Consider the following 19346-nt stretch of genomic DNA (forward strand, 5'->3'; position numbering starts at 1 on the left):
GATTCATGCTGTTAGCGCACATTTCCGATACCCATTTCCGCAGCCGCGGCGAGAAGCTGTACGGCTTTATCGACGTCAATGCCGCCAACGCCGACGTGGTCTCCCAGCTTAACGCGCTGCGCGAGCGCCCGGACGCGGTGGTGGTGAGCGGGGATATCGTCAACTGCGGCCGCCCGGAGGAGTATCAGGTGGCCCGCCAGATCCTCGGCAGCCTGAACTATCCGCTGTATCTGATCCCCGGCAACCACGACGACAAAGCCCATTTTCTCGAGCATCTTCATCCGCTGTGCCCGCAGCTGGGCAACGATCCGCAAAATATGCGCTATGCGGTGGATGACTTCGCCACCCGCCTGCTGTTTATCGACTCCAGTCATGCCGGCACGTCAAAAGGCTGGCTGACCGACGAGACCATCAGCTGGCTGGAGGCGCAACTGTTCGAGGGCGGCGACAAACCGGCAACGATCTTTATGCACCACCCGCCGCTGCCGCTGGGCAATGCGCAGATGGACCCGATCGCCTGCGAAAACGGCCACCGTCTGCTGGCGCTGGTGGAGCGTTTTCCGTCGCTGACGCGCATCTTCTGCGGCCACAACCACAGCCTGACCATGACCCAGTATCGCCAGGCGCTGATCTCCACCATTCCCGGCACCGTCCATCAGGTGCCGTACTGCCACGAAGACACCCGGCCCTATTACGACCTCTCCCCGGCCTCGTGCCTGATGCACCGTCAGGTCGGTGAGCAGTGGGTGAGCTACCAGCACTCGCTGGCCCACTACGCCGGGCCGTGGCTGTACGACGAAAACATCAGTTGCCCAACGGAAGAGCGCTAACCGCCATGCTCAGTCTGCAAAACATCAGTAAACGTTTCGACGGCAAACCGGCGCTCAGCGCCCTGTCGCTGGATATTCACGAAGGCGAATTCGTGGTGCTGGTCGGCCCGTCGGGCTGCGGGAAAAGCACCCTGCTGCGCCTGCTCGCCGGGCTGGAGCCGGTCAGCGAAGGACAAATCTGGCTGCATGATGAGAACATCACCGCCACCACGCCGCGCGAGCGCAACTTCGCGATGATCTTCCAGAACTATGCCCTGTTCCCCCATCTGTCGGTGCGCGACAACATCACCTTCGGCATGAAGGTGCGCAAGGAAGAGAAAAGCAGCTGGCAGCCGCGGGTGGACAAAGTGGCGCAGATGCTGCAGCTGGAGGCGCTGCTCGACCGCAAACCGGCGAAGCTCTCCGGCGGCCAGCGCCAGCGGGTGGCGATGGCCCGGGCGATTGTGCGCAATCCGCGGCTGTTCCTGATGGACGAGCCGCTCTCCAACCTCGACGCCCGCCTGCGCAGCGAAGTGCGCGACAGCATTATGGCGCTCCACCAGCAGCTGAAAACCAGCACCATCTATGTGACCCACGATCAGACCGAGGCGATGTCGATGGCCGACCGCATCGTGGTGATGAACGGCGGCCACGTGCAGCAGGTAGGACGGCCAGAATATCTGTATGCCAACCCGGCCAATCTGTTCGTGGCCGGATTTATCGGTTCACCGGCAATGAATCTGCTATCGCTCCCCTGCGTTGACGGCAACGTTCAGCTTGGCGAACAACGCCATCCGCTGCCGCCGCGCCACCGGGATCAGACCCGCGTCTGGCTGGGCGTTCGCCCGGAACATATTACCGACCGCGTGGAGGAGGGCCATCTGCGCCTGCCGGCCACCGTTCTGCAACGAGAACTGATGGGGGCCGATTACCTGCTCCACGTCAGCACCCCGATCGGCACCCTGCGCTTTAGCCGCCGCCACCGCGGCACGGTGCCGGAGAAAGGCGAGTCGCTACAGATCGGCTTCTCGCCTGCCGATGTGCATCTTTTTCATGCTGAGACCCAGCATAATTTATTGATGGAGTGTAATCATGTTTAAACCTTTTACGCTAGTCGCGGTTGGCCTCAGCCTTGCCCTGAGCGGCGCGGCGCTGGCAAAAGAGAAAATAGACTTCATGTTCCCGGCGCCGGTGGACGGCAAGCTGACCATGGAGATGACCCGCGTCATTAAGCAATTCAACGACTCGCAGCAGGATGTCGAAGTGCGCGGGATCTTCACCGGCAACTACGACACCACCAAGATCAAAGCCGAATCGGCGCAGAAGGCCGGCCAGCCGCCGGCGCTGGTGATCATGTCCGCCAACTTCACCACCGATCTGGCGCTGAAAGATGAGATCCTGCCGATGGACGAGCTGTTTAAATATGGCGATCAAAAGGCCGGCGATTTTCTGCAAAAGGAATTCTGGCCCGCGATGCATAAGAACGCCCAGGTGATGGGCACCACCTATGCGATCCCGTTCCATAACTCGACGCCGATCCTCTACTACAACAAGACGATGTTCGATCAAGCCGGGATCAAACAGCCGCCCCAGACCTGGGCCGAGCTGCTGGCTGATGCCAAAAAGCTGACCGACGAGAGCAAAGGCCAGTGGGGGATCATGCTGCCGTCGACCAACGACGACTACGGCGGCTGGATCTTCTCGGCACTGGTGCGCGCCAACGGCGGGAAATACTTTAACGAAGACTATCCGGGCGAGGTCTATTACAACTCGCCGACCGCCATCGGCGCCCTGCGCTTCTGGCAGGATCTGATCTACAAGGACAAGGTGATGCCGTCCGGGGTCTTGAACTCGAAGCAGATCAGCGCCGCGTTCTTCTCCGGCAAGCTCGGGATGGCGATGCTCAGCACCGGCGCGCTGGGCTTTATGCGCGAGAACAGCAAAGACTTTGAGCTTGGGGTAGCGATGCTGCCGGCCAAAGAGCAGCGTGCGGTGCCGATCGGCGGCGCCAGCCTGGTGAGCTTTAAAGGCATCAACGAGGCGCAGAAGAAAGCGGCGTATCAGTTCCTGACCTATCTGGTGAGCCCCGAGGTGAACGGCGCGTGGAGCCGCTTCACCGGCTACTTCTCGCCGCGCAAGGCGTCATACGATACGCCGGAGATGAAGGCCTATCTGCAGCAGGATCCGCGGGCGGCGATCGCCCTTGAGCAGCTGAAGTACGCCCATCCATGGTACTCCACCTGGGAGACCGTGGCGGTGCGTAAGGCGATGGAGAACCAGCTGGCGGCGGTGGTCAATGATGCCAAAGTGACGCCGGAAGCGGCGGTGCAGGCGGCGCAGAAGGAAGCCGACGCGCTGATGAAACCGTATGTGGACAAGACCGCGCTGGCGGAAGTGAAGTGACGCTTTACCCGTCATCGTCATCCTCACCCCGGCCCTCTCCCTGAGGGAGAGGGAACTGTCCGGCGCTGTGGTTAAGCCCTGGGTCCGGTTGAGAAAGGAAAAAAGCAGGCCATACCCGGTATGGCCTGAAAATGTCACAACGATTAGATCCCTGCCGTTTCGCGAATATATTTGCGCGCTTTGACGGCGTATTCGAAAGGATTGGCCAGAGCAGGATCCTGCTCGGCTTCCACTACCATCCAGCCTTTATAGCCAAAGTCGTCCAGCAGCTTGAACACCGGACGGAAATCGATCACCCCGTCGCCCGGGACGGTGAAGGTGCCTTTTTTCACGCCGTCGAGGAACGACAGGCCGTCGCGGCGCACCTGGTCGATCACCGGCGGGCGGACGTCTTTCAGGTGGACGTGGTTGATGCGCGGCAGATACTTTTTGAGGATCGCCAGCATCGGCGCTTCGCCGCCTTCGGAATACCAGGCGTGGCCGGTGTCGAACAGCAGGAAGACGCGCTCGTCCACCAGCGACATAAATTTGTCGATTTCCGCGGTGGTCTGAATGCCGGTGCCCATGTGGTGATGCAGACAGACCTGCATTCCCTTCTCCGCCGCCAGGCGGCCGAGGGTGTTGTAGCCTTCCGCCACCCGCTGCCACTCTTCGTCGCTGAAGCACGGCTTCGCATCGCCGAGGATCGGTTTATCCAGCCCCTGGATGCTGCCGCTCTGCTCGGAGCAGCCAATCACTTTCGCGCCCATCGCATGAAGGAAGTTCATGTGATTGACGAATTCATCAATGGTTTTTTCCCGCTGGCCGTTGGCGAAAAAGGTGCTGAACCAGGCGTTGCAGATCTGAATGCCGCGGATATCCAGCATCGGCTTGAGAACCGCCGGGTCGCGCGGATATTTGCTGCCGACTTCGCTGCCGGTAAAGCCGGCCAGCGCCATTTCGCTGACGATCTGCTGGAAGGTGTTTTCGCTGCCGAGCTCCGGCATATCATCGTTAGTCCAGCCGATTGGGGCGATAGCCAGTTTGACGTTATCTTTGTTCATAGTAGGGCTCCTGCCGCTGCGCCTTAGCGGCGCAGCAATTCACGTTCAATAAGTTCACGGGTTTCCACTGCCTGGTATTTCATTTTTTCCGGGTAGCCAAACAGCGAGGTGGCGACAATCGGCTCCCCGCCGACCTTGAAGGTCTGCTCGGCGAATTTCATTTCGCGCAGGGTGCGGAACAGCGCGTCGAAATCCACATCCCCTTCCCCGACGCCTACGTGCTGGTGCACCACGGCATCCACGCCCGGCGGGTTAACGATATAGCGGCAATGTTTCGTATGGTTGCGGGTATCCGCAATCAGGACATGGGAGAGATCGCTCCCGGCATAGCGCAGCATGCTCGCCACGTCGCCGACGCCTTTGTCGTAGAAAAAGGTGTGCGGCACGCTGTAGACGTACTTCACGTTATCGCTGCGGAACGACTTCACGATATCGACGGTTTCATTGTTCTCTTCGCAGAAATCCCAGGGATGCGCCTGGATCTCCACGCGGATGCCTTCCCGCTCAAAAATCGGCAACAGCTCTTCCATTGAGCGATAGAACATTTCATCGCAGATCTCAGGCTGATTCGGATCGCCGGAGAACTCGGTGTTGATCACCTGAACGCCCATCTCTACCGCAATTTCCACCAGCCGTTTCCAGTTTTTCACCGCCGCCTGACGGCGCAGTTCGTCCGGACCGGACCAGCGGTAGACGCAGATAAACGACGACAGCTCAAGGCCGGTATCGCGCAGCGCCTGCTTGTACTCCGCCATGATCTCCCGGCTGGCGCGCGGGTGCTTGTAGAACGGGTTAATCTGCGGGTGCGGCGACTGTTCAATGTACTTGTAGCCCCACTCCGCTACCTGATGGACCATGCGGGTGATCCCGAGGTCCTTAATGACATCCACATCAAAGGCAATTTTCATCGTCGTTACCTGTGCAAAGAAGTTCCGTCAGCAAAACGCGCTTAACGTTTGTAGAATGCCGGGCACTCAGGCAGCGTCACCTCAACCGGCTCGCTGGTTCCCTGCGCTTTAATGCAGGCGTCCGCCGCCACCGACGCCGCGTAGCCGTCCCAGGCCGACGGGCCGTGCAGCTGGCCGGCTTTGACGTCGTTGATAAAGGCCTGCAGCTCGACGTCGTAGGCTTTGATAAAGCGGTCTTTCCAGTCGGTGAGAATGGCGGTCGACAGGCTGGCGGACTTGCGCATCTGGACGGCAGACGGCTCCGGCAGACGGGCAATCCCGGTTTCGCCGACCACTTCGCACTGGATGTCATACCCGTACTGGCAGTTCACGAACACTTCGACGTCGATCAGAGTGCCTTTTTTGGTTTCAAAGGAGACGATCTGCGGATCTTTCAGGCGCGCATGGGTGTGCGAGGTGGAGCGCGGGAAGCGCACCTGCACGGAACGGTAGTCATCGTTCAGCAGCCAGCGCAGCACGTCCAGCTCGTGGATCAGGGTGTTGGTGATCGCCATATCGGTGGTGTAGTTCTCGCCGACCGACTGGTTGCGGTGGGCGCAGCGCAGCATCAGCGGTGCGCCGATATCGCCATCGTCGATCACTTTTTTCAGCGCCAGATAGCCTTCGTCGTACGGGCGCATAAAGCCAACCTGCACCAGACGACGGCCGGCCTTCATTTCGGCATCGACGATGCGGCGGCAGCCTTCCGCAGACATCGCCAGCGGTTTTTCGCAGAATACCGGCTTACCGGCGGCGATGGCGGCCAGGGTGTACTCTTCGTGGGTCGGGTCCCAGGAGGTGACCAGGATGGCATCGACATCGCTGGCGTTAATCACGTCGTGACCGTCGGCGTAGACTTCCGCCTGCACGCCCGGCAGCGCGACCGCCGCGCGGGCGTTGTCGGCATTGATATCAGACACCGCCACAACGGTGGCGCCCTGCAGAACCTGGGTGCAGCGACGGATGTGTTCTTTACCGATAGCGCCAGCGCCGATGACACCTAATTTGAGCGACATAATGGTTTTCTCCGTAAGTCTGTAGGATTCAGAGTGGATGTTCGTCTTAGTAATCACGCGCCTGGGCGCGCTTTTCATTAATCATTTGCGCCACCTTGCGGATCCGTTCAGAGAGCGCCGTCTGGGCGACCCCAACGTTCCACCAGCTGCCGTATTTGTGCACCATGGTCTTCGGCAGCACTTTAATATCAATCAGAGTGCTGACCGTTTCGCGACGGGCGGCGTCCAGCGCGTGGCGCAGTTCGTCCAGGGTTGTGACGCGCCAGGTTTTGCAGCCGTAGCCGGCGGCGATGGTGGCGAAGTCCACCGGCACCAGGCCGCCCTGCAGCTGGCCGGTTTCCGGCTGACGGTAGCGGAACTCGGTGCCGAAGCTGTCCATCCCGTGCTCCATCTGCAGGTTGTTGATGCAGCCGTTGGCCATGTTGTCGAACAGCACGACGTTGATCTTCGCCCGCTCCTGCAGGGAGGTGACCAGCTCAGAGTGCAGCATCATGAACGAGCCATCGCCGACCAGGGAGTAGACTTCGCTCTGCGGCTGCGCCAGCTTCACGCCCAGCGCGGCGTTGACTTCATATCCCATGCAGGAGTAGCCGTACTCCACGTGGTAGGTGTTTTCCGCGCGGTTGCGCCAGACGCGCTGCAGATCGCCTGGCAGGCTGCCCGCCGCCGCGACGATCACCGCCTCGGCCGGCAGCGTTTCATTCAGTACCCCAAGGACGCTGCTCTGGGTCAGGGTGGAGTCGGTGATCTGGCGGAACTCGCGATACACCGATTCACGATCGAGATGATCGTCGATCTCCGGCACAAAGGATTTCTCCTGCCACACCGCCTGGTAGACGCGCTGGGTCTCTTTTAACTGACGGCTCTGCACGCTCTCGATCTGCGCGCCCCAGCCGGCCTGCCAGCCGCTGTCCGCCAGCGCCGCGTCGAGAGCGGTCATCGCTTCCCGGGCGTCCGCCAGCATGGCAATGCCGTCCAGCTTCCAGGCGTCGAAGTTGCTGACGTTAATATTCAGGAAACGCACCTCCGGGTGCTGGAAAATCCATTTCGAGGCGGTGGTAAAATCGCTGAAGCGGGTGCCGACGCCGATCACCAGGTCGGCCTCTTTCGCCAGCAGGTTCGCCGCCAGGCAGCCCGTCTCGCCGACGCCGCCGACGTTCAGGGGGTGAGACGAGACCACCGTCCCCTTCCCGGCCTGGGTTTCGGCGAAGGGCACCCCGTAGCGCTCGGCGAAACGGGACAGCGCTTCGCCCGCGCCGGAGTATTTCACCCCGCCGCCGCAGACGATCAGCGGTTTACGGCTGGCTTTGATGGCCGCCACGGCGTCCGCCAGCTGCGCGGCGCTGGCCGGGCGCCGGTCGAGACGGTGCACGCGGCGCGCAAAGAAGGATTCCGGGTAATCCCAGGCTTCGCCCTGCACATCCTGCGGCAGGCACAGCGTCACCGCGCCGGTTTCCGCCGGGTCGGTCAGGACGCGCATGGCGTTGATGCAGGCGCTCATCAGCTGTTCCGGGCGGGTAATGCGGTCCCAGTATTTGCTGACTGCGCGGAAGGCGTCATTGGTGCTGATGCTGAGATCGTAGCTCTGTTCAATCTGCTGGAGCACCGGATCCGGCTGGCGGGTGGCGAAGACATCGCCCGGCAGCAGCAGCAGCGGAATGCGGTTGGCGCTGGCGGTGCCGGCGGCGGTGATCATGTTGGCCGCCCCTGGACCGATGGAGGAGGTGCAGGCGATAATCTGCCGGCGCAGGGCCTGGCGGGCAAAACCGGTGGCCGCGTGGGCCATCCCCTGCTCGTTGCGCCCCTGATAGACGCGCATATCGCCGCTGTCCTGCTCCAGCGCCTGCCCCAGCCCCAGGACGTTGCCATGGCCGAAAATCGCGAAAATGCCTTTCACGAACTTCAGCTCTACGCCATCCACTTCCAGGTACTGGTTATCGAGGAACTTCACCAGCGCCTGCGCCGTTGTCAGTCTCAGTTTGCCCATGATGCACAATCCTTATTGTTCAGTATTTGTGTGTGGCGTCGCGCCGATGCCGCCGGGGCCGTCGTTCACGTCACTGGAATACCTGTGGATTATAGGCAAACATTTTTTTCATTAAATACAAATACAGAAGAAATATTTCATTTTGCGAGAAGGATCAAACTCTCTACCCATTTCATACGTTTCACTTACATTCCAGACACGTTTTCGGGCCCTTTTTTGCCGCACCAGACGGCAATATCCCCTTAAAAATCATAGGTAAATGGATGCCATTTGGCGTTTCATTTTCCCCCGGGTCGACAGAGGGGGCGATCCGCGCTCGCGCGAGGCTCAGTGCGGCAGAGTGGTAGATCCCTCACACTTTTGGTTTTTTAATTTCGAACGAGTTTGCAAATGAAATATTTATTTCTCAAACTAAGGGTAACCAATAACCCTCAGGCTGTTCACGGAGTCGACGTCGGGATCCCGACCCTTCCAGGCAGCAGACACCAAAAAGGAAATCCTAGCTATGAATGCAGCAGTAAAGCGGCTCGACGTCATCTGTATAGGTCGGGTGGCCGTCGACCTCTATGCCCAGCAGATTGGTTCGCGGCTAGAAGACGTTGCCAGTTTCGCGAAATATCTGGGCGGCTCCTCCGGCAACGTGGCCTTTGGCACCGCGATTCAGGGGCTGAAATCGGCCATGCTGGCGCGCGTTGGCGATGAACACAACGGCCGTTTCCTGCGCGAAACGCTCAACCGCGCCGGGGTGGATACCGAGTATCTGATTACCGACAAATCTCGCCTGACCGCGCTGGTGATGCTGGGGATTAAGGATCAGGAGACCTTCCCCCTGATTTTCTACCGCGATAACTGCGCCGATATGGCCTTAACGCCTGACGACATTAGCGAGGAGTATATTGCCTCCTCCCGGGCGCTGGCGGTGACTGGCACCCACCTGTCGCACGCCAACACCCGCGCCGCGGTGCTGAAGGCGCTGGAGTACGCCCGCCGTCACGGCCTGCGTACCGCTCTGGATATCGATTACCGTCCGGTGCTGTGGGGGCTCACCTCGCTCGGCGATGGCGAAACCCGTTTCATTGAGTCCGGACCGGTCACCAGCCAGCTGCAGGAAGTGCTGCATCTGTTCGATTTGGTGGTGGGAACCGAAGAAGAGTTTCATATTGCCGGGGGCAGCACCGATACCCTGACCGCGCTGAAAAATGTGCGCAATGCCACCAAAGCCACTCTCGTCTGCAAGCGCGGGCCGATGGGCTGCGTGGTGCTGGAAGGCGACATCCCGGACAGCTGGGACCAGGTGCCGCTACAGCAGGGCGTGCGCGTGGAGGTTCTCAACGTGCTGGGCGCCGGGGATGCCTTTATGTCGGGTCTGCTGCGCGGCTGGCTCAACGACGAAGGCTGGGAGCAGGCTTGCCGTTACGCCAACGCCTGCGGGGCGCTGGTGGTCTCCCGCCACGGCTGCGCGCCGGCGATGCCGACCAAAGTCGAACTTGATGACTACCTGCAGCGCGCCGAATCGGTGCCGCGCCCGGACGTCGACGAGCGCCTCAACCACCTGCACCGGGTCACCAGCCGCCGTCAACAGTGGCCGGAGCTGTGCATTTTCGCCTTCGACCATCGCAAACAGCTGGCCGACCTGGCGCGGGAGACCGGGCGCGACGAAGCCTGCATTCCGCAGCTCAAACTGCTGTTGTTGGCCGCGGCCGAAGCGGCGGCGCAGGAGGCAGGTCTCGATCAGCGCAGCGGCATTCTGGCCGACGGCACCTACGGCCAGCGTGCGCTCAACGCCATTACCGGCAAGGGCTGGTGGATCGGGCGCCCTATCGAACTGCCCAGCTCGCGACCGCTGCGTCTGGAGCATGGCAACATCGGCTCGCAGCTGATCGACTGGCCGCTGGAGCATGTCGTCAAATGCCTGGTCTTCTATCACCCGGACGACCCGGCGGCGCTGCGTGCAGAGCAGGACGCCCTGCTGCTCGAGGTCTGGCAGGCCTGTAACAAGTCAGGCCATGAACTGCTGCTGGAGGTGATCCTGCCGGAAAATGGCCCGGACAAAGACGAGCGCCATTACCACACTATGCTGGAACACTTTTATCAGCTGGGGATCAAACCGGACTGGTGGAAGCTGCCGCCGCTCTCCAGCGCCAGCTGGCAGCAGATCACCGCCCTTATCGAGCGCGAAGATCCGTGGAGCCGCGGGATCCTGATCCTCGGGCTTGACGCCCCTTCCGACAAACTGCGCGCCGGTTTCGCCGAGGCGGCCGCACACCCGATGATCAAAGGTTTCGCCGTCGGGCGCACCATCTTTGGCCAGCCGTCGCGGCGCTGGATGCAGGGTGAGCTCAGCGATGAGGCCCTGATAGAGGAAGTGAAACGCAACTACCTGACGCTCATTGGCTACTGGCGCGAAGCCCGCCGCTGATCCCCCGACGCCCGTCTCCGTCACCTTGCGGAGCGGGCGTTTTTCTGTTTCTTCGTGAAATGAATCGCGTATTTCGTCGCAATAAATGAAAAATTCGCTTCATTTGGTACACTGGAAGCCATATTCCTTCCATTTTCTCAGAGCGCACTCTATGGCCAATAACCCAACACAGCTGACCATCCTGCAGGATGAAATCAGGCGTCGCTACGATACGTTAAGCAAACGCCTGAAACAGGTCGCCCGCTATATCCTTGATAACAGCAATAGCGTGGCTTTCGATACCGTGGCCTCCATTGCGCAACAGGCGGATGTTCCCCCTTCCACGTTGATTCGTTTTGCCAACGCCTTCGGCTTCAGCGGCTTTAACGAAATGAAACAGATGTTCAAGCAACATTTGATGGAAGAGACCGCCAACTATACCGAGCGCGCCCGTCTGTTCCGCCAGACCACCAGCGATGAGTCCAGCCCGCCGGAAACGCCGACGGAAATCCTCAATATGTTCACGATGGTGAACAACCAGGCGTTGCAGCAGCTGGCGATGCAGACCTCCAGCGATGATCTGGAGCGCGCAGTGGCCCTGCTGGGCGAGGCGGAAAATATTTACGTCATTGGTCTGCGCCGGTCGTTTAGCGTCGCCTCCTATCTGACCTATGCGCTGCGTCACCTCGATCGCAAAGCCTTTCTGATCGACGGCCTCGGCGGCATGTTCACCGAGCAGCTGAGCCTGGTCGGTCCGAAAGACGTGGTAGTGGCGGTGAGCTTCTCGCCGTACGCGCGGGAAGTGGTCGAGCTGGTGGAGCTGGGCGCGCAGCGCAAAGCGCGGCAGATCGCCATTACCGACAGCCAGGTCAGCCCGCTGGCGGCCTTCAGCGATGTCTGCTTTGTGGTGCGTGAAGCGCAGGTGGATGGCTTCCGTTCGCAGGTTGCTTCCCTGTGTCTGGCCCAGACGCTGGCGGTCTCGCTGGCGCTGAACAGCAGCCAGGAGTCCGAGGCCAAGCAGAAGGCGTGAGATAGGCTGCCTGGCGTTTGTTACTCGGCGGCGCAGTATAGGCTTACGGAAGGATGCCGTAGGCCGGATAAGGCGAAGCCGCCATCCGGCACAAAGGCAGGTATGGCGCCGGAGGTGTCCTGCCCGGCGGCGCTGCGCTTGCCGGGCCTGGTGTATAGGGACTTACGGGAGGATCCCGTAGGCCGGATAAGGCGAAGCCGCCATCCGGCACAAAGGCGAGTATGGCACCGGTGGTGCCCTCCCCGGCGGCGCTGCGCTTGCCGGGCCTGGGGTATATGTGCCTGCGGGGTGCCGGAGATAATGTTATTGGTATGCAACTCTATTAATCCGGGTAAAGCGTTTGTCGCATGTGATTTCAGCGCACATTGCGCTCCCGGTTAATCTTCTGCGTTATGCCTGGCATGGCGCAGGGAGCGCACAGGGGGCGGCCAGTCGCCGCCGCCCCCTGTACCCCCGGGCTCCGGCCAGCAAAATCGCCGCTACGCGGTCCCTTCGACTTATCCCTGCAGGCTTCGGGTCGGGCCGAGGCAGCGTCCGTGCAAAACACGGCCCTCAGCCCGCATCCATGCGGGCTGCCCCGGCCTTCCGGGAACGTCTCAGCGATTTTGAGGCCGTCAGCACCGGCAGTTTCAGCAACAATGGTGAATAAATTAACGGCAGGTCGCATGAACCGTATGCCGGGCAAGGCGTGAGCCGCCGCCCGGCATAAAAGCAGCGCCGTGCCTGTGGTCATCGCCCGGCGGCGCTGCGCTTGCCGGGCCTACGGTATAGGAGCTTACGGGAGGATCCCGTAGGCCGGATAAGCGTAGCGCCATCCGGCACAAAAACGGGTACGGTGTCTGCGGTGTCCTGCCCGGCGGCGCTGCGCTTGCCGGGCCGACGGTATAGGGGCTTACGGGATCCTCCCGTAGGCCGGATAAGGCGAAGCCGCCATCCGGCACAAAGGCGGGTATGGCGCCGGAGGTGCCCTGCCCGGCGGCGCTGCGCTTGCCGGGCCTGGGGTATAGGACCTTACGGGAGGATCCCGTAGGCCGGATAAGCGTAGCGCCATCCGGCACAAAGGTGGGTATGGCCCCGGGGATGTCCTCCCCGGCGGCGCTGCGCTTGCCGGGCCTGGGGTATATGGGCCTGCGGGGTGCCGGAGATAATGTTATTGGTATGCAACTCTATTAATCCGGGAAAAGCGTTTGTCGCATGTGATTTCAGCGCACATTGCGCTCCCGGTTAATCGTCTACGTTATGCCTGGCATGGCGCAGGGAGCGCACAGGGGGCGGCCAGTCGCCGCCGCCCCCTGTACCCCCGGGCTCCGGCCAGCAAAATCGCCGCTACGCGGTCCCTTCGACTTATCCCTGCAGGCTTCGGGTCGGGCCGAGGCAGCGTCCGTGCAAAACACGGCCCTCAGCCCGCATCCATGCGGGCTGCCCCGGCCTTCCGGGAACGTCTCAGCGATTTTGAGGCCGTCAGCACCGGCAGTTTCAGCAACAATGGTGAATAAATTAACGGCAGGTCGCACGAACCGTATGCCGGGCAAGGCGTGAGCCGCCGCCCGGCATAAAAGCAGCACCGTGCCTGTGGTCATCGCCCGGCGGCGCTGCGCTTGCCGGGCCTACGGTATAGGAGCTTACGGGAGGCTCCCGTAGGCCGGATAAGGCGAAGCCGCCATCCGGCACAAAGGCAGGTATGGCGCCGGAGGTGTCCTGCCCGGCGGCGCTGCGCTTGCCGGGCCTGGGGTATATGGGCCTGCGGGGTGCCGGATATAATGTTATTGGTATGCAACTCTATTAATCCGGGTAAAGCGTTTGTCGCATGTGATTTCAGCGCACATTGCGCTCCCGGTTAATCGTCTGCGTTATGCCTGGCATGGCGCAGGGAGCGCACAGGGGGCGGCCAGTCGCCGCCGCCCCCTGTACCCCCGGGCTCCGGCCAGCAAAATCGCCGCTACGCGGTCCCTTCGACTTATCCCTGCAGGCTTCGGGTCGGGCCGAGGCAGCGTCCGTGCAAAACACGGCCCTCAGCCCGCATCCATGCGGGCTGCCCCGGCCTTCCGGGAACGTCTCAGCGATTTTGAGGCCGTCAGCACCGGCAGTTTCAGCAACAATGGTGAATAAATTAACGGCAGGTCGCATGAACCGTATGCCGGGCAAGGCATGAGCCGCCGCCCGGCATAAAAGCAGCACCGTGCCTGCGGTCATCGCCCGGCGGCGCTGCGCTTGCCGGGCCTACGGTATAGGAGCTTACGGGAGGATGCCGTAGGCCGGATAAGCGTAGCGCCATCCGGCACAAAAACGGGTACGGTGTCTGCGGTGTCCTGCCCGGCGGCGCTGCGCTTGCCGGGCCTGGGGTATAGGAGCTTATGGGAGGCTCCCGTAGGCCGGATAAGCGTAGCGCCATCCGGCACAAAGGCGGGTATGGCGCCGGAGGTTCCTTCCCGGCGGCGCTGCGCTTGCCGGGTCGGGAGTGGGATTCCGCGGAGCGTTTCGCGAAAAAACATCTGCCGCCCTCAAACAGGAAGGCCGGTTAGCATCGCTAACCGGCCTTCTTTATCCGCTTCTGCACCGCACGTCAGTCGTGGCGCGGGTACTCCGGCGTGTTGATCCAGGCGTGGTCATCTTCCCAGGTGAACAGCCATTTCCGGTCCGGCCCGGCCATCACGTTCAGATAGTAGCTATCGTAACCGGCAATCGCTGCCACCGGATGGTAACCGCGCGGCACCATCACCACATCGTGGTTGTAGGGCGCCATACAGGCGTCCAGGCTGCGGTCGTCGGTGTAGACCCGCTGGAAGGCAAAGCCCTGCGGCGGATCGAAGCGGTGATAGTAGGTTTCTTCCAGCTGCGTCTCTTTGCCCGGCTGGGCGGTATCATGTTTATGCGACGGCCACGAACTGGTGGCCCCCTCGTCGGTGTAGACTTCCACCACCAGCAGGCAGTCCGCCTCGGCGCTGTCCGGCAGAATATTATGCACCCGACGCTGGTTGCGCCCTTTCCCACGGTGCTCTACCCCGACGTCTTCCGGCCGAATGAGGCGTGCCGGGAAGCTGCCTTTGCCCGGCGCGCTGCATACCGCCAGCTCCAGATCGGAATCGGCAGTCACCTCGACTTTATCCTGCGGCGGGATGTAGACCGACCACGGCGGGGTGCGTTCAAACGGCGACATCCGTTTACCGAGATTCGGGAAATCGGCATGTTGCGTTTTCACCGACGCCAGCCCGGCGACCAGCACCAGGCACAGCTCGCGATCGCCGCTCTCCAGCGTCACGGTCTGCCCTTTTTTCAACATCCAGACATCAAAGCCGATATAGCGCCAACCGGCGCTTTGCGGCGTAATATGCTGGATCTGTCCCTCTTTTCGCGATTTAGCCAGTAACGACATGGCGCTCTCCTTCGCCGATTAACCTAACGTCGGCATGCTGAATTCAGATACGGTCTGCTGCCCTGCCGGCCAGCGTACGGTGGCGGTCTTCATACGCGTGTAGAAGCGCACGCCGTCCGGCCCATGGACGTTCAACGCGCCAAACACCGAGCGCTTCCAGCCGCCGAAGCTGTGGAACGCCATCGGCACCGGGACCGGCACGTTCACCCCGACCATCCCCGCCTGCACGTCGTGGACGAATTCACGCGCGGTGTGGCCGTTGCTGGTGAAAACGGCGCTGCCGTTGCCAAACTCGTGGCTGTTGACCAGCTCAAGGGCGCTGTCATAGTCCGCCGCGCGCACAATCCCCAGCACCGGGCCAAAGATCTCTTCGCGCCAGATGGTCATCTCCGGGGTGACGTGATCGAAAAGGGTGCCGCCGACATAGTAGCCCGCGTCGTAACCCGGCACGCGCAGTTTGCGGCCATCGACCACCAGTTTTGCCCCTTCGCTTTCGCCTTTATCAATATAGCCGAGCACTTTTTTCTGGTGGGTATCAGACACCACCGGTCCCATCTCGTTCTCTTCCTGGCCGCGCATGCAGCCCGGGCCTACTTTCAGCGCTTCCACCAGCGGCTTCAGGCGGGCGATCAGTTTGTCGGCGGTTTCATCTCCCACCGCCACCACCACCGGCAGCGCCATGCAGCGCTCGCCTGCGGAGCCAAAAGCGCCGCCCATAATGGCGTTAACGGTAGCGTCGAGATCGGCATCCGGCATCACAATCGCGTGGTTTTTGGCGGCGCCGAAGGCCTGCACTCGCTTGCCGTGGGCGCTGGCGGTCTTATAGATATACTCCGCCACGCCGGAGGAGCCGACGAAGCTCACCGCCGCAATACGCGGATCAGTGTACAGCTGCTCAGCATCTTCATTGCTGCAGTGCACGACGTTAAACACGCCGTCCGGCAGACCAGCCTCTTTCAACAGCTCTGCCAGACGCACAGCGGCCGTCGGCGCCAGCGCGGGCGGCTTGAGGACGAAACTGTTGCCGCAGGCCAGCGCCAGCGGGAACATCCACATCGGCACCATCGCCGGGAAGTTGAACGGGGTGATCCCTGCCACCACGCCCAGGGGCTGCATCAACGAGTAGCTGTCGACGCCGGTGCCGACGTCAGAGGAGTATTCGCCTTTAATCAGGTGCGGGATCCCGCAGGCGAATTCGACCACTTCCATACCGCGGGTCAGCTCGCCCAGCGCATCCGACCACACCTTACCGTGCTCGCTGACGATGATCCCCGCCAGCTCTTCCACGTGCTGCTCCAGCAACATTTTGAAGTTGAACAGCACGCGGGCGCGGCGCAGCGGCGTGGTACGGGACCAGCTGTCAAACGCATCGCGAGCAACCTGAATCGCCTCGGAGACTTCCTGCGCGGTTGACACCGTGACTTCGCGCACCGCTTTGCCCGTCGCCGGGTCATACACCGGCATCGTTTCGTTGCTGCTGCTGATAACGGTTTTCCCGCCAATAAAGTTTCCTGTGATCGTCATGTTCTCGCCTCATAGTGAAGGGGGCCAGCGCACACCGGCCCGTCGCTGATTCTGCTGTGCTATAACCGTAGTAAAATGAAATTTATATTTCAACATTGTTGTGAAATGAAATTTCATTTTGGTGATAACAGTCGCATTTTGCGCTAACCGGTCGCCTGTGCGCTTCCCGCATCGCGCCTCGTTGCCCTCGACGCCAGGCTTCCCGCCGCTGTCGCGCCGGTAGTCGGTGCCGGTGATATTTTGCGAGACAGCTCAAACATTCATCATTTCCATTCTTGCTAATTTTGGAATAAACGTTTTGACTGTTAGCCAATTGAACGAACCTACCCCTCTTCCGTCAGGAGTGTCCTATGGCCATCGCAATGCAACGTTTTTGTATTAACCGCAAAATCGCGCCAGCGCTCAGCATTGAAGCGTTTTTCCGTCTGGTGAACCGTCTGGGCCTGAATAAGGTCGAGCTGCGCAACGATTTACCCAGTGGAAAAGTGACCGACGATCTGAGCCATCAGCAGGTGCGCGAGCTGGCGGCGCGCTACCACATCGAGATCCTGACGATTAACGCGGTCTACCCCTTTAACCGTCGTAGCGAAGAGGTGCGGCAGTTGACCGAATCGCTGCTGAAAGAGGCCCAGGCCATCGGCGCCAAATCGCTGGTGCTCTGTCCGCTCAACGACGGCAGCGAGGTGCCGGCCAGCGAAACCCTGGGCGCCCTGCGCGACCTGGCGCCGCTGTTCGCCTTCTATGGCATCCACGGCCTGGTGGAGCCGCTGGGCTTCCCGCAAAGCTCGCTGCGTTCTGCACATCAGGCGCAGACGCTGATCCACGACGCCCGCGTGCCGTTTAAGCTGCTGCTCGACACCTTCCATCACCATCTTTACCCGCAGGCGGCGGACGAGTTCAGCCAGGTGGAGGTGGCGGATATCGGGCTGGTGCACCTTTCAGGAGTGGACGATAGCCGTCCGCGCGAGCAGCTCACCGATGCCGAGCGCATCATGCTAACCCCGAAGGATCGTCTCGGCACCTGCGAGCAGGTTAAAGCGCTGGAAGCCCGCGGCTATCAGGGGGTGTACGCTTTTGAGCCCTTCGCCCCCGAGCTGGCGCAATGGAGCGAAGCGGATATCGAGCGCGAAATTGAGCAGAGCATCGCGCTCATCCAGCGCCACTGCGCCTGAGACCCTCACGGTACAGCGTGCGCGGCGCGTGACGATTTTCCCAACGCCGGACGACGAGGTTGCCTATAATCGTCGCAGGATAAATGGAGGAATCGACCATGAGCTCACCCCTGTTGATTGCGCGCACGCTGGATAACGCGCTCTATTTACTGCCCGCGATGGCCAACCGCCATGGGCTTATCACCGGTGCGACCGGCACCGGTAAAACCGTCACCCTGCAGAAGCTGGCTGAGTCGTTCTCGGAGATTGGCGTGCCGGTATTTATGGCCGACGTCAAGGGCGACCTGACCGGCATTGCCGCCGCGGGGCAGAGCTCAGAGAAACTGCAGGCGCGGCTGGAGAAGATCGGCGTCAGCGACTGGGAGCCGCATGCCAACCCGGTGGTGCTCTGGGATATCTTTGGCGAGAAGGGCCACCCGGTGCGGGCGACGGTTTCCGATCTCGGCCCCCTGCTGCTGGCGCGCCTGCTCAATCTCAACGAGGTGCAGAGCGGCGTACTGAACATTATTTTCCGCATCGCGGACGACCGCGGCCTGCTGCTGCTCGACTTCAAAGACCTCCGCGCCATCACCCAGTTTATCGGCGATAACGCCAAGTCTTTCCAGAACCAGTACGGCAATATTAACAGCGCCTCGATCGGCGCCATCCAGCGCGGGCTGTTGACCCTGGAGCAACAGGGCGCCGAGCACTTCTTCGGCGAGCCGATGCTGGATATTGCCGACTGGATGCGCGTCGATGCCAGCGGTAAAGGGGTGATCAATATCCTTAGCGCCGAAAAGCTCTACCAGATGCCGAAGCTGTACGCCGCCAGCCTGCTGTGGATGCTCTCCGAGCTCTACGAGCGCCTGCCGGAAGCCGGCGACCTCGATAAACCGAAGCTGGTGTTCTTCTTCGATGAGGCGCATCTGCTGTTCAACGACGCGCCGCAGGTGCTGCTGGATAAAATTGAACAGGTGATCCGCCTTATCCGCTCCAAGGGCGTCGGCGTCTACTTTGTCTCGCAGAACCCGGCGGATATTCCCGACGCCGTGCTCGGCCAGCTGGGCAACCGCGTGCAGCATGCCCTGCGCGCCTTTACGCCGAAGGACCAGAAGGCGGTGAAAACCGCCGCCCAGACCATGCGCGCCAACCCGGCCTTCAGTACCGAGCAGGCGATCCAGGAGCTGGGCACCGGCGAGGCGCTGATCTCCTTCCTCGATGAGAAAGGCAGCCCGTCGGTGGTCGAGCGGGCGATGGTTATCGCCCCCTGTTCGCGAATGGGGCCGGTCAGCGATGACGAGCGCAATGGTCTGCTGAACCACTCTCCGCTGTACGGTAAGTATGAGGAGGAGGTGGACCGCGAGTCGGCTTTCGAAATGCTGCAGCAAGGGGTGCAGGTCGCCACCGGGCAGCAGTCGGCTCCGCCGGCGAAGGGCCAGCAGAACGGCGATGACGACGGGCTGCTTGGCGGCCTGAAAGATATCCTGTTCGGCAGCACCGGCCCGCGGGGCGGTAAACGCGACGGTATCGTGCAGACCGCAGCGAAAAGCGCGGTTCGCCAGGTCACCAATCAGATCGTCCGCGGCATGCTGGGCAGCCTGCTGGGCGGACGCAAGCGCTAAAAAAAAGCCCCCTCATCGCTGAGGGGGCTTACGTTTCAGGCTT

General features: G+C 61.4%; 13 protein-coding genes. 7 read left to right on the plus strand and 6 right to left on the minus strand.

The annotated features are described in order from the left end of the window. Window positions 1-5: 5 nt before the first annotated feature. Genes KB892_RS22700 through KB892_RS22710 form a run of 3 tightly spaced genes read left to right on the plus strand, consistent with a single transcriptional unit; the run spans window position 6 to window position 3212 of the window. On the plus strand, window positions 6-830 hold the full coding sequence (locus KB892_RS22700; protein WP_002886979.1) for a phosphodiesterase: 825 nt from the start codon (window positions 6-8) through the stop codon (window positions 828-830). A 5-nt stretch (window positions 831-835) separates the two neighbouring features. Beyond that, on the plus strand, window positions 836-1909 hold the full coding sequence (locus KB892_RS22705; RefSeq protein ID WP_002886975.1) for an ABC transporter ATP-binding protein: 1074 nt from the start codon (window positions 836-838) through the stop codon (window positions 1907-1909). Next, window positions 1902-3212 carry an ABC transporter substrate-binding protein gene (locus KB892_RS22710; RefSeq protein WP_002886974.1) on the plus strand — a complete coding sequence of 437 codons (1311 nt, stop codon included), beginning with the start codon at window positions 1902-1904 and terminating at the stop codon, window positions 3210-3212. Before KB892_RS22705 ends, KB892_RS22710 begins: the two co-directional genes overlap by 8 nt. Before the next feature lie 143 nt (window positions 3213-3355). Here KB892_RS22710 and iolE read toward each other — a convergent pair whose 3' ends face one another. Genes iolE through iolD form a run of 4 tightly spaced genes read right to left on the minus strand, consistent with a single transcriptional unit; the run spans window position 3356 to window position 8205 of the window. Beyond that, the gene (iolE, locus tag KB892_RS22715; RefSeq protein WP_002886970.1) at window positions 3356-4255 is read right to left on the minus strand and encodes a myo-inosose-2 dehydratase; all 900 of its coding nucleotides are present in this window, start codon (window positions 4253-4255) and stop codon (window positions 3356-3358) included. Between the two features lie 23 nt (window positions 4256-4278). Beyond that, a complete protein-coding gene (locus KB892_RS22720; RefSeq protein ID WP_004152193.1) occupies window positions 4279-5163 on the minus strand; it encodes a sugar phosphate isomerase/epimerase family protein in 885 nt (294 codons plus the stop codon). A gap of 41 nt (window positions 5164-5204) precedes the next feature. Then, window positions 5205-6218, minus strand: a complete 1014-nt coding sequence (locus KB892_RS22725) for a bifunctional inositol 2-dehydrogenase/D-chiro-inositol 1-dehydrogenase (protein WP_004152192.1) — start codon at window positions 6216-6218, stop codon at window positions 5205-5207. Between the two features lie 46 nt (window positions 6219-6264). Then, window positions 6265-8205: a 3D-(3,5/4)-trihydroxycyclohexane-1,2-dione acylhydrolase (decyclizing) gene (gene iolD / locus KB892_RS22730; RefSeq protein ID WP_004152191.1), complete on the minus strand. Its 1941-nt coding sequence runs from the start codon at window positions 8203-8205 to the stop codon at window positions 6265-6267. Window positions 8206-8710: 505 nt separating this feature from the next. Between iolD and KB892_RS22735 the strand changes: the two genes are divergently transcribed. Continuing rightward, window positions 8711-10624, plus strand: a complete 1914-nt coding sequence (locus KB892_RS22735) for a bifunctional 5-dehydro-2-deoxygluconokinase/5-dehydro-2-deoxyphosphogluconate aldolase (protein WP_004146797.1) — start codon at window positions 8711-8713, stop codon at window positions 10622-10624. Between the two features lie 151 nt (window positions 10625-10775). Beyond that, a complete protein-coding gene (locus KB892_RS22740) occupies window positions 10776-11633 on the plus strand; it encodes a MurR/RpiR family transcriptional regulator (protein ID WP_004152190.1) in 858 nt (285 codons plus the stop codon). A gap of 2563 nt (window positions 11634-14196) precedes the next feature. Here the strand turns inward: KB892_RS22740 and iolB are convergent. Both iolB and KB892_RS22750 read right to left on the minus strand, forming a co-directional pair. Further along, complete coding sequence (iolB, locus tag KB892_RS22745; protein ID WP_002886959.1) at window positions 14197-15006, minus strand: 5-deoxy-glucuronate isomerase; 810 nt, start codon at window positions 15004-15006, stop codon at window positions 14197-14199. Between the two features lie 18 nt (window positions 15007-15024). Then, the gene (locus KB892_RS22750) at window positions 15025-16530 is read right to left on the minus strand and encodes a CoA-acylating methylmalonate-semialdehyde dehydrogenase (protein WP_004146794.1); all 1506 of its coding nucleotides are present in this window, start codon (window positions 16528-16530) and stop codon (window positions 15025-15027) included. 350 nt (window positions 16531-16880) lie between these two features. Between KB892_RS22750 and KB892_RS22755 the strand changes: the two genes are divergently transcribed. Then, on the plus strand, window positions 16881-17702 hold the full coding sequence (locus tag KB892_RS22755; protein WP_002886958.1) for a TIM barrel protein: 822 nt from the start codon (window positions 16881-16883) through the stop codon (window positions 17700-17702). A 98-nt stretch (window positions 17703-17800) separates the two neighbouring features. Further along, a complete protein-coding gene (locus KB892_RS22760; RefSeq protein ID WP_002886957.1) occupies window positions 17801-19303 on the plus strand; it encodes a helicase HerA-like C-terminal domain-containing protein in 1503 nt (500 codons plus the stop codon). Window positions 19304-19346: the final 43 nt, after the last annotated feature.

This window comes from Klebsiella sp. P1927, from assembly GCF_018204675.1.
Lineage (GTDB): Bacteria > Pseudomonadota > Gammaproteobacteria > Enterobacterales > Enterobacteriaceae > Klebsiella > Klebsiella pneumoniae.

Bases quoted from the DNA above. Each gene is read 5' to 3' on its own strand.
- KB892_RS22700 (WP_002886979.1), top strand. From the start codon at position 6: ATGCTGTTAGCGCACATTTCCGATACCCATTTCCGCAGCCGCGGCGAG.
- KB892_RS22705 (WP_002886975.1), top strand. From the start codon at position 836: ATGCTCAGTCTGCAAAACATCAGTAAACGTTTCGACGGCAAACCGGCG.
- KB892_RS22710 (WP_002886974.1), top strand. From the start codon at position 1,902: ATGTTTAAACCTTTTACGCTAGTCGCGGTTGGCCTCAGCCTTGCCCTG.
- iolE (WP_002886970.1), bottom strand. From the start codon at position 4,255: ATGAACAAAGATAACGTCAAACTGGCTATCGCCCCAATCGGCTGGACT.
- KB892_RS22720 (WP_004152193.1), bottom strand. From the start codon at position 5,163: ATGAAAATTGCCTTTGATGTGGATGTCATTAAGGACCTCGGGATCACC.
- KB892_RS22725 (WP_004152192.1), bottom strand. From the start codon at position 6,218: ATGTCGCTCAAATTAGGTGTCATCGGCGCTGGCGCTATCGGTAAAGAA.
- iolD (WP_004152191.1), bottom strand. From the start codon at position 8,205: ATGGGCAAACTGAGACTGACAACGGCGCAGGCGCTGGTGAAGTTCCTC.
- KB892_RS22735 (WP_004146797.1), top strand. From the start codon at position 8,711: ATGAATGCAGCAGTAAAGCGGCTCGACGTCATCTGTATAGGTCGGGTG.
- KB892_RS22740 (WP_004152190.1), top strand. From the start codon at position 10,776: ATGGCCAATAACCCAACACAGCTGACCATCCTGCAGGATGAAATCAGG.
- iolB (WP_002886959.1), bottom strand. From the start codon at position 15,006: ATGTCGTTACTGGCTAAATCGCGAAAAGAGGGACAGATCCAGCATATT.
- KB892_RS22750 (WP_004146794.1), bottom strand. From the start codon at position 16,530: ATGACGATCACAGGAAACTTTATTGGCGGGAAAACCGTTATCAGCAGC.
- KB892_RS22755 (WP_002886958.1), top strand. From the start codon at position 16,881: ATGGCCATCGCAATGCAACGTTTTTGTATTAACCGCAAAATCGCGCCA.
- KB892_RS22760 (WP_002886957.1), top strand. From the start codon at position 17,801: ATGAGCTCACCCCTGTTGATTGCGCGCACGCTGGATAACGCGCTCTAT.